Source organism: Nocardiopsis sp. M1B1 (assembly GCF_052466615.1).
This window is the reverse complement of record NZ_CP196194.1, coordinates 5,453,508-5,470,626: the sequence shown is the minus strand read 5'-3', so window position 1 is coordinate 5,470,626 and position 17,119 is coordinate 5,453,508. Positions and strand designations below refer to the sequence as shown.

General features: G+C 74.1%; 12 protein-coding genes. 8 read left to right on the top strand and 4 right to left on the bottom strand.

Annotation, left to right across the window (positions count from 1 at the left end):
* Positions 1-13 precede the first annotated feature (13 nt).
* The gene (locus tag ACSTA4_RS23655; protein ID WP_444961072.1) at positions 14-799 is read left to right on the top strand and encodes a class I SAM-dependent methyltransferase; all 786 of its coding nucleotides are present in this window, start codon (positions 14-16) and stop codon (positions 797-799) included.
* Positions 800-850: 51 nt separating this feature from the next.
* Here the strand turns inward: ACSTA4_RS23655 and ACSTA4_RS23650 are convergent, their stop codons facing one another.
* The 3 genes from ACSTA4_RS23650 to nagA all read right to left on the bottom strand — a co-directional run bounded on the left by ACSTA4_RS23650 (position 851) and on the right by nagA (position 3,535).
* Positions 851-1,819, bottom strand: a complete 969-nt coding sequence (locus ACSTA4_RS23650) for an aldo/keto reductase (protein ID WP_444961071.1) — start codon at positions 1,817-1,819, stop codon at positions 851-853.
* A 166-nt stretch (positions 1,820-1,985) separates the two neighbouring features.
* Positions 1,986-2,297 carry a hypothetical protein gene (locus tag ACSTA4_RS23645; protein ID WP_444961070.1) on the bottom strand — a complete coding sequence of 104 codons (312 nt, stop codon included), beginning with the start codon at positions 2,295-2,297 and terminating at the stop codon, positions 1,986-1,988.
* Between the two features lie 104 nt (positions 2,298-2,401).
* Complete coding sequence (gene nagA / locus ACSTA4_RS23640) at positions 2,402-3,535, bottom strand: N-acetylglucosamine-6-phosphate deacetylase (RefSeq protein ID WP_444961069.1); 1,134 nt, start codon at positions 3,533-3,535, stop codon at positions 2,402-2,404.
* 578 nt (positions 3,536-4,113) lie between these two features.
* Here nagA and ACSTA4_RS23635 point away from each other — a divergent pair.
* Complete coding sequence (locus ACSTA4_RS23635; RefSeq protein WP_274974546.1) at positions 4,114-4,629, top strand: NADPH-dependent FMN reductase; 516 nt, start codon at positions 4,114-4,116, stop codon at positions 4,627-4,629.
* A gap of 34 nt (positions 4,630-4,663) precedes the next feature.
* Here ACSTA4_RS23635 and ACSTA4_RS23630 read toward each other — a convergent pair whose 3' ends face one another.
* Positions 4,664-5,557, bottom strand: a complete 894-nt coding sequence (locus ACSTA4_RS23630; RefSeq protein ID WP_444961068.1) for a hypothetical protein — start codon at positions 5,555-5,557, stop codon at positions 4,664-4,666.
* A 177-nt stretch (positions 5,558-5,734) separates the two neighbouring features.
* Between ACSTA4_RS23630 and ACSTA4_RS23625 the strand changes: the two genes are divergently transcribed.
* The 6 genes from ACSTA4_RS23625 to ACSTA4_RS23600 all read left to right on the top strand — a co-directional run bounded on the left by ACSTA4_RS23625 (position 5,735) and on the right by ACSTA4_RS23600 (position 17,096).
* Entirely contained in the window at positions 5,735-7,555 is a 1,821-nt protein-coding gene (locus ACSTA4_RS23625) for a GDSL family lipase (RefSeq protein ID WP_444961067.1), read from the top strand.
* Positions 7,556-7,613: 58 nt separating this feature from the next.
* Positions 7,614-9,449 carry a hypothetical protein gene (locus ACSTA4_RS23620; protein ID WP_444964256.1) on the top strand — a complete coding sequence of 612 codons (1,836 nt, stop codon included), beginning with the start codon at positions 7,614-7,616 and terminating at the stop codon, positions 9,447-9,449.
* Positions 9,446-9,586 carry a hypothetical protein gene (locus ACSTA4_RS23615; protein ID WP_013154713.1) on the top strand — a complete coding sequence of 47 codons (141 nt, stop codon included), beginning with the start codon at positions 9,446-9,448 and terminating at the stop codon, positions 9,584-9,586. Before ACSTA4_RS23620 ends, ACSTA4_RS23615 begins: the two co-directional genes overlap by 4 nt.
* 234 nt (positions 9,587-9,820) lie before the next feature.
* Positions 9,821-11,302, top strand: coding sequence for a glycosyltransferase family 4 protein (locus ACSTA4_RS23610; protein ID WP_444961066.1), 1,482 nt, complete (start codon positions 9,821-9,823; stop codon positions 11,300-11,302).
* Positions 11,299-16,062, top strand: a complete 4,764-nt coding sequence (locus ACSTA4_RS23605) for an alpha-(1->3)-arabinofuranosyltransferase (protein ID WP_444961065.1) — start codon at positions 11,299-11,301, stop codon at positions 16,060-16,062. The genes ACSTA4_RS23610 and ACSTA4_RS23605 overlap by 4 nt, the downstream gene beginning before the upstream one ends.
* A complete protein-coding gene (locus ACSTA4_RS23600; RefSeq protein ID WP_444961064.1) occupies positions 16,059-17,096 on the top strand; it encodes a DUF3068 domain-containing protein in 1,038 nt (345 codons plus the stop codon). The genes ACSTA4_RS23605 and ACSTA4_RS23600 overlap by 4 nt, the downstream gene beginning before the upstream one ends.
* Positions 17,097-17,119 lie beyond the last annotated feature (23 nt).

Below are 17,119 nucleotides of genomic sequence, written 5' to 3'. Positions count from 1 at the left end.
CGAAAGCCTTCCGATGCCGAAGAAGACAGCCGCCTCCCTCAACGCCAACCGATCCTCCCTCGTCCACAAGGTGCGCTACGCGCTGCGCAACCCCGGCAAGGTGGTGCCGTACGTGCGCCGCTCCGCCCGCGACCTGCGGCTGCGCCTGACCCACCGCGACCACGTGGACTACTACCGGGCGGTGATGGCCTCCGACGCCGCCCGCGACCCCAGGTCGGCGGTGGGCAGCCAGAGCCAGGAGCGCTGGCTGGCGCTGGGGCAGATGCAGTTCGACTACCTGGTCGAACACGGTCTCAGACCGGAGCACCGGATGCTCGACATCGGCTGCGGGAACCTGCGCGCCGGGTGGCGGCTGATCGACTACCTCGACCCGGGCGGCTACTACGGGATCGACATCTCCCCGGACATCCTCATCGCCGCCAAGGGCGTGCTGGCCGAGCGCGGGTTGCAGGAGAAGCTGCCGCACCTGACCATCACGCGGGACCTGACCTTCTCCTTCCTGCCGGAGGGCTACTTCGACGTCGTCCACGCGCACAGCGTGTTCTCGCACTCGCCCATCGAGGTGATCGACGAGTGCCTGGCCAACGTCGAGCGGGTCCTGGCACCGGGCGGGTTCTTCGACTTCACCTACGACCGGACCGAGGGGGCCGAGCACCAGGTACTGCGGGAGGACTTCTACTACCGGACCGAAACGCTGATCACCCTCGCGGAGAAGCACGGGCTGTCGGCCCGGTTCATGCAGGACTGGGAGGAGCGCCCGCACGGCCAGTCCAAGATCCGCGTCACCGCGCGCGGCTGACCGGGTGCCCGCGCGGGCGCGGGGCCGCGGACGGCCCCGCGCCGGGCGGTGTCAGAAGCCGGAGACCGGGCGCGGCGTGTAGTGGCGCTCCAGCTCCTCCACCTCGTCGTCGGTCAGCTCCAGCGACAGCGACGCGATCGCGTCGTCCAGGTGGTGCGGTCTGGTGGCGCCGATGATCGGCGAGGTCACCGCGGGGTTGCGCGACACCCAGGCCAGGGCGATCCGTGCGCGGGGGACCCCGCGCCTCCGGGCGATCGCGCCGACGGCGTCCGCGATCGACCGGTCCGCCTCCGCGTACAGCCGCGCGCCGAACGCGTCACCGCGGCTGCGCGCCGTCTCCTCCTCCCACGCGCGGGTGAGCCGACCGCGGGCCAGGGGGCTCCACGGGATGACCCCGATGCCCTCGTCCGCGCACAGGGGCAGCATCTCCCGCTCCTCCTCGCGGTAGAGCAGGTTGTAGTGGTTCTGCATGGTGGCGAACCTGGTCCAGCCGTTGACGCCGGCGACCCGCAGCGCCTTGGCGAACTGCCAGGCGTGCATCGAGGAGGCGCCCACGTAGCGTGCCTTGCCCGCCCTGACCACGTCGTGCAGGGCCTCGACGGTCTCCTCGATCGGTGTGGTGGGGTCCCAGCGGTGGATCTGGTACAGGTCCACGTAGTCGGTGCCCAGGCGCCTCAGACTGTGGTCGATCTCGGTGAGGATCGCCTTGCGAGAGAGCCCGCCGCCGTTGGGGCCCGGCCGGGCGCGGCCGAACACCTTGGTGGCCAGCACGATCTCGTCGCGGTCGGCGTACTCGGCCAGGGCGCGGCCCACGATCTCCTCGCTGCTGCCGTCCGAGTAGGTGTTGGCGGTGTCGAAGAAGTTGACGCCCGCCTCGACCGCCTGGCGGATGAAGGGCCTGCTGGCCTCCTCGTCCAGGGTCCAGTCGTGGGTGCCCCTGGCGGGGTCTCCGTAACTCATGCAGCCGAGGGTGACGCGGGAGACGTCCAGTCCGGTCCGGCCCAGCTTGACGTAGTCCACGGGCTCGCCTTCCGTCGAGGGGTGGGGACGGCACGACTCTAGGGTGCCGGGACGCGGGCTCCCCGCACGGCCTCCAGGAATCTACCTCGTAAAGCTCCATGGAGACGCCGGGGCGATACGCGGACGGGTGCGGTGCCGGTGGCACCGCACCCGTCCCGCGCGGCCCTCACGCCTCGGTGGCTCCCACGAGCCAGGCGACCTTGTGGGCCGTGACGCCGAGGCTCCCACTGCTGCCGAGGTAGACCCCGAACGAGGCGATGAACGCGTAGTCGTGCTCCCGGCGCTCACAGATCACGTCCTCGACCGCACACGCGGATGACGGGTTGCGCACGCGCAGGCACGGCGACGACTGTTCGTCGACCACGTCCGTCCGTACGTCGTAGCGGGACAGTTCCGCGGCTAGTTTGCCGAGGTGCTCGTGCTCCTCGGAGGGCACACGGGTCGGCTGCTCGTCCCTCGTCTGTCTCGACTTGGCCATGGCGCAGATCCTTTCGTGTCGAGCGTGGTGGCTCTCCTCGATGCCCTGTCGCCATTGTCACCCAGGGTTATATTACTAGTCCGTAACGCGGTTACGACACGCCGTTACTCCACCCAGGCGCCCTCGTACACCACCTCGCGGACCCCGAGGTCCTCGTCGAGCACGACGAGGTCGGCGCGCCCTCCGACCTCGATCCGGCCCACCCCGTCCAGTCCCAGCGCCGCGGCCGGAACCGACGACGCCGACCGCACCGCCTCGGGCACGCCGACGCCCAGACCCCGCACGGCGTTGCGCACCGCTTGGGGCAGGACGATCGTGCTGGAGGCGATCGTGCCGCTCTCCGCCAGGCGCGCCTCGCCGCCGCTCACCCGCACCCGCAGGTCGCCCAGCGTGTACTCGCCGTCGCCCAGGCCCGTCGCCGACATCGCGTCCGTCACCAGCGACACCCTGTCCGCGCCCGCGGCGTCGAAGACCAGTCCGGCCGCGCCCGGGTGGACGTGTACGTTGTCCACGATCAGCTCGACCGTCACGCGCTCGTCGCCCAGCGCGGCGGCGATCGGCCCCGGGTCGCGGTGGCCCAGCGGCCGCATCGCGTTGTACAGGTGGGTGGCCACCGACGCCCCCGCGTCGAAGGCCGCCAGCGTCTGCTCGTAGGTGGCCTCGGTGTGCCCCACCGCCGCCACCACGCCGGAGGAGGCCGCCGCGCCGATCAGGTCCAGTGCCCCGGGCAGCTCCGGGGCCACCGTGACCATGCGCACGTGCCCCCGCCCGGCCTTGAGCCAGCGGTCGAACTCGGCGGTGTCGGGATCGCGAAGGAGTCCGGGGTCGTGCGCCCCGCACCTGGCCCGGGAGATGAAGGGGCCCTCCAGGTAGATGCCCGCCAGTTCGCCCGCGTCGCACAGTTCGGCCAGCGCCGCCACCTGGCGCAGGGTGTCCTCCGGGGTGGCCGCCACGAGGCCGCCCACCAGTGCGGTCACGCCCCGGGAGCGGTTGAACGCGATCGTCTTGCGGACGCCCTCGGGGTCGGTCTCGGTGAACGCGTGCCCCGCGCCGCCGTGGATGTGGGTGTCCACCATGCCGGGGACGACCCAGGCGCCGCCGAGGTCGCGGCCGTCGGGGACGGGTCCGTCCGATCCGAGCGCGGCCACGCGGCCGTTCTCGATCCTCAGCCATCCTTCGTGGACCCCGTCGGGGGTCACGACGCGCGCGTTGGTGAGTGTGACGGGGGTGTGGGCCATGTGAGGGGTTCCTCGCGTCGTCTCGTCGGTGTGTGTCGCACATTACACAGGCCTCCGGGGCCGTCACCGCGGGCTTCCGTATTGCCTGCGGAGCTGGGTGATCCCGCTTCCTGGGACGGCTGTCCGAGGGGTGGACCGCCCACCGTGGCGCGCGCACGCATTGACGATAACGGCCGGGGCGCTTCATGATGGAGACATGTCCGCCGGTGAGCTGCTTGTCCAGCGCCTGCATGTCGATCTGAGACAGCAGGCGAGCGCGCTCTGTCGTAGCTAGCGCCCTGCGGGGTTTCGCCCCGCGCCCCTCGTGCCCCGTCGCACGTGCCCTGTCGCAGACACCGGACGCTCATCTCCTCCCCTGGGTTCTGTGGGGACCGCCCCGCGGTCGCCGAAGCAGACCTGTCAGGCCCGACACAGGCGGTTCTCGGACAGCGTGGTCCGCCCCCGTGTCGGATGCGAGGAACCGCGAGAGTCCCAGGACGTTCGTCACCCCTCCTTCCGGTGTCAACCACCCCGCCGTCCTCTCCGGCTGGTGTCTCCTCCGATCCCGGCTCGCTCTGTTCGAACCCAGGAGTTCTCGCATGACCCGCTTCACCGTGCTCGTCGCCGCCCCCCAGATCCGTTCCTCCGTCCGCGACGCCGCCCTGCGCGCGGCCTCCGAGGTCGCCACCCGCGCGGGTGTCGACTCCCGTCCCGACGTCATCGACATCGCCGAACTGGGCGCCGAGCTGCTCTCGGAGTCCTCCGCCGCCGTCGACGCGGCGCTGGCGAAGGTGCGCGAGAGCGACGTGCTGCTCGTGGCCTCCCCGCAGGCGCACGGCACCTACACCGGGCTGTTGAAGGTCTTCCTCGACCGCCTGCCCGAGTTGGGGCTGGGCCACACGGTCGCGGTTCCGCTGGCGGTCGTGGAGGACCTGCGCAACAGCCGGGGCATCGAGGAGGACCTGCGTATCCTGCTGGCCGACCTGGGCGCCTGGGTGGCCGAGCCCGGACTGATCCTGGCCGAGGGGGAGACCGGCCAGCCCGACAGCGTGGTGCGGGCGTGGGCCGACGTCGCCGCTCCGGGCCTGCGCGAGGCCGTGTCGGTGGCCGTCTGACCGGGTCCGCCGGGGCGGTCCCGCCGCGTGCGCCCTACGCGTGGGCGCGTTTGCGGCTGGTGTCCGCCTCGGCGGCGGCCACGTTGCCGCGGACCAGGACGACCACGACGAGGGTGAGCGCGAACCCGCCCACGCGCAGGGCCAGCATGACCGGGTCGTCGGGCAGGCGCTCGCCGAACAGGATCGTGCCCATGACGACCATGAACACGTTGCCCACGACGTTGGACACCGGGGCGGTGATGGAGGCCCGCGAGCGCTGGAGCGAGGTCTGGAAGAGGACGATGCCCACCGCCCAGCCCACCGCGTACAGGTAGGGGTAGGGCGAGAGCAGCGCGGGGACGACCGCGTTCCACAGGCCGTGGTCGGCCAGCAGGCCGCCCAGCCCCTTGCCCTGGAGGCCCGCGCTGCCCTGGGCGAAGCCCGCGGCCGCGCCCAGGGCGGCGGCGGACATGTAGCGGCCGCGGCCGCCGACCAGGCCCACGACGACCAGGCACGCCGCCACGGTGAGCAGACTGACGGTGACGAGCAGCGGCGTGTCGGCGGTGGTCCCGGTCTCGGCGCCCTCGGCGGTGGACAGACTGAGCAGGCCGAGCGCGACCGGCATGACGCCGAGGGCCACGTACTCGCCCCGCGTGACGCGCTCGCCCAGGACGAGGGTGATGACGAGGATGCCGCACGCGACCCCGGCGGCGAAGGCGGGCTGGGCCACGGACACGGGCGCGAGGCCGAGGGAGACGATCAGGCCGACGCTGCCCAGGGCGGCGAAGAGGCAGCCGAGCACCCATCGGGGGTTGGTGAGCAGGACCCGGGCCAGGTGGAGGGGGCGGTTGATCGAGATCGACTCCGCGCCGTGCAGGGCGCGCTGTTCCACGGTCAGGCCGACGGTGTAGACCACCGCGGACAGCAGGGCTACCAGGAGTCCGGTCACGGGGGTCCTGCTTTCCGTCGGGGCGCGGAGTCGAGAGGGCGGGGACGGCCGCTAACGTCGGTGTAGGCGGTTCCGCTCGGCCGCAACGAGTTGACGAATTATATATAACCAGTTCTAGTCTTGTCTGACGAACCCCCTGTGGGGGGTAGAACCCGTTCTGGGAACGCAGGGGGCGCGGTGCGCGGATCCGACGAACGCTCCGTGTGGTGGTCGCGCGTGGCCGACCGCTTCGGCAGGCTTCGGTTCCGCTGGCCCCGCCCGCGCGGGGCCCGGCCCGGCGAACCGGGGCGGGAGCGCCCGCGACCGCCGCGTTGGGCGTGGCTCCTGGACCGGTGGCCCCGACGGCTCCGTCTCCCGCTGCTCCGGCCCCGCTGGGACAGCCATTCCCGTTTCGAACCCGGGCCCCTCGGGCTGCTCGGCGTCATGCTCTCGGCGATGGCGGTCACCCTGCTGCTGGTCCAGAGCGGCTCCGGGGGAGGGGCCGCGCAGGAGGGGCGCGCCGAGGAGCCCGTCACCGTGCCGGGGCCGCCGGACGGCGAACTGCGCGTCATGGTCGTCGGCGACTCGCTCTCCCAGGGCAGCAGCGGCGACTACACCTGGCGCTACCGCCTGTGGTCCCATCTGCGCGGGGCCGGGGTGGAGGTGGACTTCGTCGGCCCCTACGACGGCATGTACGGGCTGGCGGACCGGGAGTTCGGCAACCAGGACTACGCCGACCCCGACTTCGACACCGACCACGCCGCCCGCTGGGGCACCACCGCGCAGGACCTGTCCACCGGGGCCGCGCTGGTGGCCGCCGAGTACCGGCCGCACTACCTGCTCCTCCTGGCCGGTACCGAGGACATCCTGGCGGGCGGGGACGCCGACAGCGCGCTGGAGGGGGTGGGCGAGACGGTGTCCACGGTGCGCGTCGTGCGGGGGCAGACCCGGTTCGTCCTCGGAGAGCTCCCGCCGGTGGAGGACCCCCGGGCCAACGCCGAGATCGACCGGTTCAACATGGGCCTGGTCGACCTCGCCGCACAGCTCACCTCCAGCGACTCGCCCGTGGTGGTCGCGCGGGTCGCCGACGGGTACGCCCCGGCCAGCGACAACTGGGACGAGGCGCACCCCAACGCGCGCGGCGAGCTGAAGATCGCGGCGGCCTTCGCCGACGCGCTCGCCGAACCGCTGGGGGTCGGCACGGCCTACCGGCGGCCGCTGCCGGAGACGACGGTGGGGCCCACGACCGCGCCCGAACCCGTGGCGGAGGAGTCCGAGGGCGGCCTGGTGCTCAGTTGGGACACCGTGCCCGGCGCGACCGGCTACCGGGTGGTGCAGCGGCGCGTGGGACCGGACCCGGACGAGGCCGCCGTGCTCCCGGTGGACGTGCGCGCCGACGGGGACAGCCGTTCCGTGCTGGTGGAGGCGCTCTTCAGCGGTGCCCGCTACGAGTTCGTGGTGCGCTCGTTCAAGGGCCGGGACGAGGGGGCGGAGTCCGAGCCCCTCCAGTGGGTGTGGGACGACGATCCGCCTCCGGGGCCGTCCTGGCTGCGCGTGGTCGACGGCGGGGCGACCGTGGAGTGGGAGGACGTCGGGGAGGCCTCCCACTACGAGGTGTGGGTGCGCGCGCTGGTCTGCGGGGCCGCCGACGACCGGCGCGCGCCCGCGTCCCCGGACGGCGACCGCGCCTCGGAGGTCCCCGTCGAGTCTCCCGTGCCCAGCGCCGGGCCGTCCGACCCCGCTCCCGACGCGGACCCCGGTCCGCGGCCCACTCCCACGCCGACCCCCGCTCCGATGCCGTCCGTGCCCGAACCCGAGCCCGTCGCGCCCGGTCCGGACTGCGAGCGCCGCGACGGGCTCGGCCCCGGGGACGGGCGGGAGTGGCGCACGCTGGGCCCGGCGGGGGAGGAGCCGCGCTGGTCGGTGACGGTGTCGGGTCCCTACGAACTCGTGGTCCGCTCCTACCGCGACTACGTGGAGGGCGGCTACTCCGACAGCGTTCTGCTCGCGCGGGGCTGACGGAGGGTCGGGGACTGCTTTCCAGGGGCGGAGGTCGATGGTGTCGGTCACGGGGCTGATGGCCCGGCGAGCGCGGGGAGGAGGGGACGCCCGGGGAGGGCGGGGCGTCCGGCTGCTGCCGTGGGCCGTGGGGCTGCTCGCCGGTGTGCTGGCGCTCGGTCCCGCTCTGGGACCCGGGTACGTGCTGCGCTACGACATGGTGTTCGTGCCCGACCTGTCGCTGGCCACGGTGCTGCGGGGCGCGGACGGGTTCCCCCGCGCGATCCCCAGCGACGCCGTGGTGGCGGCGCTGTCCGCGGTCCTGCCCGGGGACGCGGTGCAGTCGCTGGCGCTGCTGGCGGTGTTCGCCGTGGGCGGTGCCGGTGCCGCGCGCCTGGTGCTGCGGGCGCTGCCCCGCGGCGGCGCCGGGGCCCTGGTGGCTTCGGCCGCCGCCGGGACGGCCTACGTGTGGAACCCGTTCGTGGCCGAGCGGCTGCTGTTGGGCCAGTGGGCGATGCTGCTGGGTTACGCGGGGCTGCCGTGGGTGGTGGGGGCCGCCGTCCGCCTGGCGCGGGTGCGGCCGGGCGCGGGGTTCGCCGGGCTGGTGCGCGCTCTGGTGCCCGCGGCGGTCGGGGGGTTCTCGTCGGTGGTGCTGACCGCCCTCACCGCCGGTCCCGTCGCACTCACCGCCCGCTCGCGCGCGCCGCGCTGGTGGGGGCGGGCGGCGCTCTTCGCGCTGGCGCTGGTGGTGGTGTCCCTGCCCTGGCTGCTTCCGTCCCTGGCCAGCGGGGCGGATACGGATCCGGCCGGGGTGGCGGCGTTCGCGGCCCGTTCGGACACCCCGTTCGGGGTCCTCGGCTCCCTGCTGCTCCTGGGCGGGGTGTGGAACTCCGGTGCGGTTCCGGCGGGCTACGGCGAGCCGGTGACGGCCGCGGCCCGCCTGCTGCTGTGTCTGCTGGCGTTGGCGGGCTGGGTGTGGTTGCTGCGCCGGGAGCGGCCGGGGTTCGGCCCCGGCCTGTCGGCGGCCGCCGCCCTGGGGCTGCTGATCGCCCTGTTGGGCGCCACCGGGCCGGGGCGCGCGCTGCTGGTCTGGCTGGTCTCCGCCTGGCCGGGGTTCGGGCCGCTGCGCGACGGCCAGCTCTACGTGGCCCCGCTGTCCCTGGTCCAGGCGCTCGGTCTCGGCGCGTGCGTGTGGTGGCTGGCCGGGCGGCGGGGCGCCGCGCTGCGGACGGGGCTCGCGGTGTTCGTGGCGCTGCTGCCGGTGGTGGTGCTGCCGGGATTGTTGTGGGGCGCGAGCGGTCGGCTGGCCCCGGTGTACTACCCCGGGGAGTGGTCGGCGGCCCAGGAGGCGGTGGCCGCCGACGACCGGCCCGGGGCGGTGCTGGTGCTGCCCTGGAGCGCCTACCGCGGCCCCGACTGGTCGGGGCGGGCCACGGTCGTCCTGGACCCGGCGACCAAGCTCTTCGACCGGCGCACCCTGTGGAACGACGACCTGGTGGTGGGCACCCCGGACGGGGGAGAGGTGGTCGTGACCGGCGAGGACGCGCGGGCGCGGCGGGTCGCCGGGGTGCTCGGGCCGGATCCGGCGACGGGCCTGCCCGAGCGGTTGGACGCCGCTGCGCTGGGCGGGCTGGGGGTGCGGTACGTGGCGGTGTCCGCGCCGGTCGATAACCAGTTCTGGTCAGGTGTGGAGGGCCTGTCCGTGGTGGTGGAGGGCTCCGACATGGTGCTTCTGCGGGTGCAGGACCAGCATGTAAAGGCCGACAAAGCTGGCATTCCGGGGTTGGAAGTTACCGGCGGGTTAGTTACAGTTGGGGCAATCATCTGGTCTATGGCTAGATCAGGTTCTAGTCTCGTTTTCCAGCGCTCCGGACCCAGCGCGGGATCGGGCGCGCGGAAGGAGATCCCCAAGTGATCAAGGTAATCGCCGCCTGCGTCATCGGCGCGGCCCTGGCGGGAGGTGCCACCTTCGTGGCCACCAGCCTCGCCACGGACTCGACCGCCACCGCGGAACCGGTGAACGAAACCCTCTACAACTACGGCGACCGCTAGGGCGGCCGTACGGCGGAGGTTCGCGGGCGCTCCGCTCCCGGCGGGGCGCCCCACTCCCCCGACTCCCGCGGCCCCGGGTACCCTCCCCCGGCCGCCCACCACCACCGACGTCCGGCCCACGGGCCCGTTCGGCGTGCGCTCCACCCTTCCCTCAGGGGATCGCCGTGCGTGTTCACCCGCACGCGCGAGGTGGCGGCACGCGGTCCGGCCGGACACCGCGCGGAAGGAGAGCGTGTGGTCTTCCAGAAGGTCCACCGGATCCGCCAGGAGGCGGAGCCGGGCCTGCCCGCGGTCACCGGGGCCCCGGCCGCCGTCGTCCCCGTCCAGGTTCCGACCGGCACGGGCGCCCCCGCCGCTCCGGGCGCCCCCGGCAGCACCGGCGCCCCAGTCGACCTCGGGCCGCGCCTGGACGGGGTCCGCCTGGTCATGGTCAACTGGCGCGACCCCTGGCAGTCCGCCGCGGGGGGCGCCGAGGAGTACTCCTGGCGGATCAGCCGCCACCTGGCCGAACGCGGCGCCATCGTCACCTTCCTCACCAGCCGCGAGCCCCACCAGGCGCGCGTGGAGACCAGGGACGGGATCGTCATCCGCCGCATGGGCGGCAGGTTCACCGTCTACCCCCGCGTCATGGCGTGGTTGGCCCTGTGGCGCCGCGAGTACCAGCTCGCCTTCGACTGCATGAACGGCATCCCCTTCCTGTGCCGCCTCGTCCTGCGCCGCAGCACGCGGGTGGTCAGCATCGTCCACCACGTCCACGACCTCCAGTTCAACGCCTACTTCCCGGCGCCCGTCGCCTGGCTGGGCCGCACGCTGGAGTCGGCCGTGGCCTCGCGCGTCTACCGCCGCTGCACCACCGTCACCGTCTCGGAGTCCTCCCGCCGGGCCATGCGCGAGAAGCTGGGCTGGCGCGCGCCGATCGAGATCATCCACAACGGCGGACTCCCCGGACCCCAGAAGCCCCTCGACGACGCGCCCGCCCCCGCCGACATGGGCCGCCCGGCCGTGGTCAGCCTGGGCCGACTGGTCGTCCAGAAACGCGTCTCGCGGGTGGTCGACCTCGCCCGCGCGCTGCGCGAGGAGCACCCCGACCTGAAGGTGCACATCATCGGCCGCGGCCCCGAGGGCGAACCCCTGGCGGAGCAGGTCGCGCGCGACGGCACGGGCGACCGCGTGCGCCTGCACGGCTTCCTGCCCGAGGAGGACAAGAACAGCGTCCTGGCCTCGTGCCACCTCCACGTCACCGCCTCCGAGTTCGAGGGCTGGGGCCTGACCGTCATCGAGGCGGCCCGCCTCGGCGTGCCCACCGTGGCCTACGATGTGGACGGACTCCGCGACTCGGTCCGCGACGGCGAGACCGGGTGGCTCGTGCGCGAGGGCGAGGAACTCGCCGACGCGGTCGCGCGCGCCCTGGAGGAGCTGTCCGACCCCCGCCGGGCCGAAGCCGTCCGCCGCGCCTGCCGCGCGTGGGCGTCCCGGTTCACGTGGGAGGCCAGCGGCGCGCGGATGACCCGGCTCGTCGCCGGGGAGTTGGGCCTGCCCGGCGCCGCTGAACCGGACGCCCCCGCCACCGACGCCCCCGCCCCCGCTCTCGGCACCACCCCCACACCGGGCGCCGCCCCCACATCGGGCACCCCCGCCCCCGACCCCCCCACCTCCGACGACCCGGGCGCCCCCGCCGCCCGGAACACGGCAGCAGGCAGGAAAGCGAAGACGTGACACCGACGGAATCCACCGCCAGGCGCGAACCGGAGGATTCCCGCACACCACCTTCCACCGGCCCCGGCGGCGCCGATCCCCGCCTCCTGGCCCGGCTCAAGGTCCTCACGGTGTGCCTGCTCCTGGGAGCGCTGGCCGCCAGCATCGACCCCGGCAGGATCGTCAGCGACACCAAGCTCGACCTGACGGCCGACCCCCTGGGGTTCATGGAGCGCGCCCTGCACCTGTGGGACGCCTCCTACTTCGGCCAGATCCAGAACCAGGCCTACGGGTACTTCTTCCCCAACGGCCCCTTCCACCTGCTGTTCGACCTGCTCGGCATGCCCGACTGGCTCATCCAGCGCCTGTGGATGGCCGTCCTGCTCGTCGCCGCGTTCACCGGCGTGTACAAGGTCGCCGGGGCGCTGGGCATCGGCACCGTCAACACCCGCATCCTGGCCGGGGTCGCCTACGCGCTGGCCCCCCGCGTGCTGACGCTACTGTCGTACAACTCCGCCGAGTTGCAGCCCATGCTGCTCATGCCGTGGATCCTGCTGCCGCTCGTGCTCGGGGCCCGGCACGGCCGTTCGCCCGCCCGCTCGGCCCTGCTCTCGGGTCTGGCCTTCCTGCTGTGCGGCGGCACCAACGCCGCCTCCGAACTGGCCGTCCTGGTCGTCCCGGGGCTCTACCTGCTCACCCGGGCGAACGGTCCGCGCAAGTGGCGCCTGATCGCCTGGTGGGCGGTCGCGCTGGTCCTGGCCTCGTTCTGGTACGTCGCGCCGCTGCTCCTCATGGCGCGGTACGTGTTCTCGTTCATGCCCTACACCGAGGACGCCGCCGTCACCACCGGCGTCACCTCGCTGCTCAACGCGCTGCGCGGCACCTCCAACTGGATGGGCTTCCTGCCCGACCAGGGCAACACCGCGCTGCCCTCGGGGGCGGAGCTGTCCACCACCCCCTGGCTGATCGCGGTCACCGCGCTGGTGGCGGGCCTGGGCCTGGCCGGGCTGGTCAACCGGCGCACCCCCGAACGGCTCTTCCTCATCGCCAGCCTCCTCACCGGCACCGCCGTCATCGTCGCGGGCTTCACCGGCGACCTCACGGGCCCCTTCGCGGGGGCCGTGCGCGAGCTGTTCGACGGCCTCCTCTCCCCGTTCCGCAACGTGCACAAGTTCGACGCGCTCGTACGCCTGCCCCTGGTGCTGGGCCTGGCCCACCTGCCCGTGGTCGTGGCCCGGGACCTGGCCGACCGCAGGGGCACGCCCGTGCCCGGACGCGTGCGCCGCGCCGTCGCGGGCGCCACCGCCGCCGTCTTCGCGGTCACCCTCGTGCCCGTCGGCACCGTCGGGATCGCCCCAGCGGGCGGCTTCGCGCAGATCCCCGACTACTGGTACGAGGCCTCCGACTGGCTGGAGGCGCGCGCCGACGAGCGCGGCATGACCATGGCCCTGCCCGGTTCGGCGCGCGGCGAGTACGAGTGGGGCCGCCCCATGGACGAACCCCTGCAACCGCTCTTCGAGGGGGCCTGGACCAACCACCAAATCATCCCGTGGGGCTCGGCGGGCGTCTCCCGCATCACCCACGAGATCGACCAGCGCGTCTCCTCGGGCCGCGGCTCCGCCGGGCTCGCCGACACCTTCGCGCGCATGGGCGTCACCCACCTCCTCGTGCGCAACGACCTCCAGCGCACCGGCAACAACGGAGGCTGGCCCGCCCGCGTCCACCAGGCCCTGGCCGACTCGCCGGGCATCGCCCTGGCCGCCGAGTTCGGCCCGGTCATCGGCTCGCTGGACCACCAGTCCGCCTCCCAGTGGTTCGACCAGCCCTACCAGGCGCTGAGCGTGTACGAGGTGGAGGACGCCGCGCCCACCGTCGGCACCGTGCCCGCCGACGAGGTGCTGCGGGTCACCGGCGGCCCCGAGTCCGTGCTCCACCTGGCCGAACAGGGGGTGGTCGACGACGACCGCCCGATCCTGCTCGGGGACGACCCCGGGGCCGGGGAGGTCGCAGCCCGGGACACGATCGTCACCGACACCGCCCGCCGCCGCGAGGTGGTCTACTCCGACGTGCGCCGCAACGTGTCGGCCACCCTCACCGAGGACCAGGAGCTCGAACGCGACGTCCCCGCCCCCGACGTCCTCGACCCGGCCTGGGAGGACCACGTCGCCCACGCCGAGGACATCGGGATCGCCTCGGTGAGCGCCTCCTCCGCCGAGAGCGGTGCGGGCGCGCGCGCCGCCGACCGCGACCCGGGGCACGCCCCGCACGCCGCGCTCGACGACGACCTCACCACCTCCTGGCGGTCCAGCGCCTTCACCGGAGCCCTGGGGGAGTGGATCGAGGTCGAGTTCGAGGAGCCCCAGGACCTCACCGGGCTCAGCGTCGCCTTCGAGCACCTGCCCGGCGAGCCGCCGCCCTCCCGGGTCACGCTCGTCACCGACGGCGGCGAGGCACAGGTGCCCGTCGCCGAGACCGAGGAGCCCCAGGAGCTGACGGCCCCGCCCGGCGCGACCACCACGCTGCGCGTGCGCGTGGACGAGCTGGCCTGGGAGCCGGAGTACCGGTTCGGCACCCGGGTGGGCGTCGCCTCGATCTCCGTGCCCGGCCTGGAACCGGCCCGCACGCTGCGGGTCCCCGGTCCCGCCGACGCCGGAACGCTGCTGTTCACCGGCTCCACCGGCACCGCGCCCGGCTGCATGGAGGGCTCGCACGTGTGGGTGTGCAACCCCGACCTCCAGGTGCAAGGCGAGGACGCGCGCCGCCTGGACCGCACGTTCGAGCTGTCGGCGGAGTCGGCCTCGGCCCCGCACACGGTCTCGGGCGAGGTCGTGCTCACCGACCCCCGGGAGGCGGAGAACGCCGCCAACCGGGCCAGCCCGCACCCGCGCGTGACGGCCTCCTCCACGGCCGTGCAGCACCCCGCCGCGATGGGCAGGGGCGCGCTCGACGACGACGAGAGCACCGTCTGGTACCCGGACCCGGAGGAGAAGAACCCCTGGCTCGACATCGAGCTGGGCGCGCCCGCCGAGATCGGGCACCTGGAGGTGGAGTTCCCCCGCGCCGACAGCGTGCTGCGGCCGATCCGGGTGACCGTCGAGGGCGGCGGCACCGTGCGCGAGGGGTGGCTGGACGGCAGCGGCCGGGTGGACTTCGCCGAGTTCACCGCGGAGTCGCTGCGGGTGACCTTCGAACGCCCCGAGGGGCAGGCCCTGGAGATCGGCACCGTCACCCTGCCCGGGGTGGACCCGGTGGAGCCGCTGCCCGAGGGCGATGCCTCCACCGCCTGCGGCCTGGGCCCCACGCTGCGGGTCAACGACCAGCGGGTGGAGACGCGGATCAGCCGGGGCACCCTCGCCGACCAGCTCACCGGCCGCCCGCTGCGCTACGAGAGCTGCACCGACCTGGACCTGGTCGGGGGCGGGAACCGGATCGTGGTCGATCCGGGCAACCGCTACGAGGTGCGCTCGGCCCTGGTGGAGTCCGCCGACCCCGTCTCGGACCGACCCGAGGTCACCATGGCCGAGGTGGAGGAGGTGCACGCCTGGGGTCCAGGCGAGCGCCGCTTCGACGTGGACGCGACCGAGGACAGCCTCCTGGTGGTCAACGAGAACTTCAACGAGGGCTGGCAGGCCCGCCTGGAGGGGGCGGACGCGGCCCTGGAGCCGGTCCGGCTGGAGGGCTGGAAACAGGCCTGGGTGCTGCCCGCGGGCAGCGCGGGCACCGTCACCCTGACCTACGGGCCCGACACCGCCTACCACCGGGCCCTGGCCGTGGGCGCCGCGCTGGCCGCGGTGCTGGTGGTCGCCGCCCTGTGGCCCGGGCGCCTGCTGCCCGGGGGAGCGGCGGCCGGGGCCGCGGCCCCTCGGGGCGCCCGCGCCCTGCCCGACGCCGGGCCCGGGTGGCTGGGAAGGCGGGTCGTGCTGCCGCTGGGTCTGGCCTACGGGGTGTGGGTGGCCGGCGCGGTCGGAGCCGCCCTGGTCGCGGTGATCCTGGTGTGCGTGTGGTGGCTGGGACGCTGGGCGCCCCGGAGGCTGCGGCACGCCAAACCGGGAAGGCCCTCCATGGGCGGGCGGACGCTGCCGCTCATGGCGGGTCCCTGGCCGGTGGCGGTGTCGTTGGCGCTGGCCGGACTCGCCATGGGCGCGGGCACCTACCTGGCGCTGTACATGCCCTTCCACGACGTGACCGAGGTGCTCGGGGGAGCGCTGCGTGGCTGGGTCTCCCAACTGCTGTGCCTGCCCGCTCTGGCCCGGCTCGTGCTGGCCCTGGGCCAGCCGGGCGACGGTGAGGACGCCGACGCCGATCCGCCGTCGGTCCGCGCCCGGGCCGCCGCCGCGAACGCCGGTGGCGGCGGGGCGGACGGGATGGCTCCGTCCCGTGGCGGGGCCGACGCGGCCGGTGGCGCCGTCGTCGGGGCGGGCAGGGTCTCCGGGGCCCACCCGCCTCCTGAGAGGCAGGGGACTGTGGTTGCGGGGGCCAGCGGTGCTGGTGGGGTTCGTGGGGAACGTGGCCCCGAAGCTGCTGACACCGAGGGAAACAGCGAGGCCAATGGTGCCGCTGGAGCCCATGCGGTTCCTGAGGGGCATGGGTCTGATGGTGCCGGGGCCAACGGTGCTTCGGGTGAGGGATACGAGTCTGATGGTGCCGAGGCCGGTGGGGCCAACGGCGCCGCCGAGGGTTCGGCGCCCCCTGTGAACGATGAGGTCGACGGCGCTCCCCACAACGGGGGCCCCTCGGACGACGACCGGTGGGAGAACGACCCCGAGGAGGCCCGGACATGAGCGCGCTCGGCGTCGGTGAGGCCGCCCCCAGCCAGGTCGGTCCCGAGCGCCGACCGGGGCGTTCCCTGCCCCGCGGCACCCTGCTGGTGGCCGTGGGCGCCTTCCTGCTCACCCTGGCCGCCCTGCTCCCGCTCTACGTGTACGAGCGGGTGGCCCTGCTGCCCGCCGGGGCCGAGTTCGACATCCGCATGCTGGACGAGGACGCCGGTTACCTGGACACCTCCACGTGGTCGTGGGTGGAGTCGGCCGAGCTCAGCCGGGTCACCCGGGTGGACGCCTCCGCGCACGGCGGCGACTGGTCGGCGTGGGAGATGTCGGTGGACACCTCCGTGCCCGACCGGATGATCGACCACTGGAGCCGCCGCGTCATCGTCGACCGGGAGACCGGCCGGGCGGTCAACTGCTGCGGTGAGCACGTCGACGGCGACCGGGCGGTCCGGCAGGCGGGGCTGGTGCACTTCTGGCCGCCCGGTGACGAGCAGGGCGAGTACCCCTTCTACGACGCCGAGGTGCGGTCCGCGCCGGTGCTGGAGTTCCAGGAGTGGGAGGAGGTGGCGGGGGTGCGGGTGCGCCGGTACAGCCAGTGGATCGAGTCCACCCAGGTGCCCGACTCGGCCCGCCCGGTTCCCGCCTCCCTGTTCCGTTCCGGGGCCGCGGGCACGGTCACCGCCACCCGCTGGCTGGAGGTCAGCCGGACGTTCTGGGTGGAGCCGGTCAGCGGGATCGTGGTCAACGCCCACGAGACCCGCGCGGAGACCCTGCGCCCGCAGAACGACAGCGGTGAGGCGCCCCTGCTGTACGCGCGGCTGGTCCTGGCCGAGCAGCAGGTCGCGGCCCAGGCCGAGCAGGCCCGCGTGCGCTCGGTGCTGCTGCGCGCCCTCTCCTCGTGGGCCCCGTGGACGCTGGCCCCGCTGGGCGGCCTGGCCGTGCTGGTCGGCCTGGTCCGGGCACGGCGGGGCCGGGACGCGGACGGGGGAGCGGAGCGGGGCCCCGGCCGTGCGGAGGAGGAGCCCGCCGCACCGGCGCCCAGCTGAGGCCCGGCGGAACCGGCGGGCCG

Excerpts from the sequence above, each read along its gene's own strand:
- ACSTA4_RS23655 (WP_444961072.1), top strand. The coding sequence starts at position 14 with ATGCCGAAGAAGACAGCCGCCTCCCTCAACGCCAACCGATCCTCCCTC.
- ACSTA4_RS23635 (WP_274974546.1), top strand. The coding sequence starts at position 4,114 with ATGACCCGCTTCACCGTGCTCGTCGCCGCCCCCCAGATCCGTTCCTCC.
- nagA (WP_444961069.1), bottom strand. The coding sequence starts at position 3,535 with ATGGCCCACACCCCCGTCACACTCACCAACGCGCGCGTCGTGACCCCC.
- ACSTA4_RS23620 (WP_444964256.1), top strand. The coding sequence starts at position 7,614 with ATGGCCCGGCGAGCGCGGGGAGGAGGGGACGCCCGGGGAGGGCGGGGC.
- ACSTA4_RS23645 (WP_444961070.1), bottom strand. The coding sequence starts at position 2,297 with ATGGCCAAGTCGAGACAGACGAGGGACGAGCAGCCGACCCGTGTGCCC.
- ACSTA4_RS23600 (WP_444961064.1), top strand. The coding sequence starts at position 16,059 with ATGAGCGCGCTCGGCGTCGGTGAGGCCGCCCCCAGCCAGGTCGGTCCC.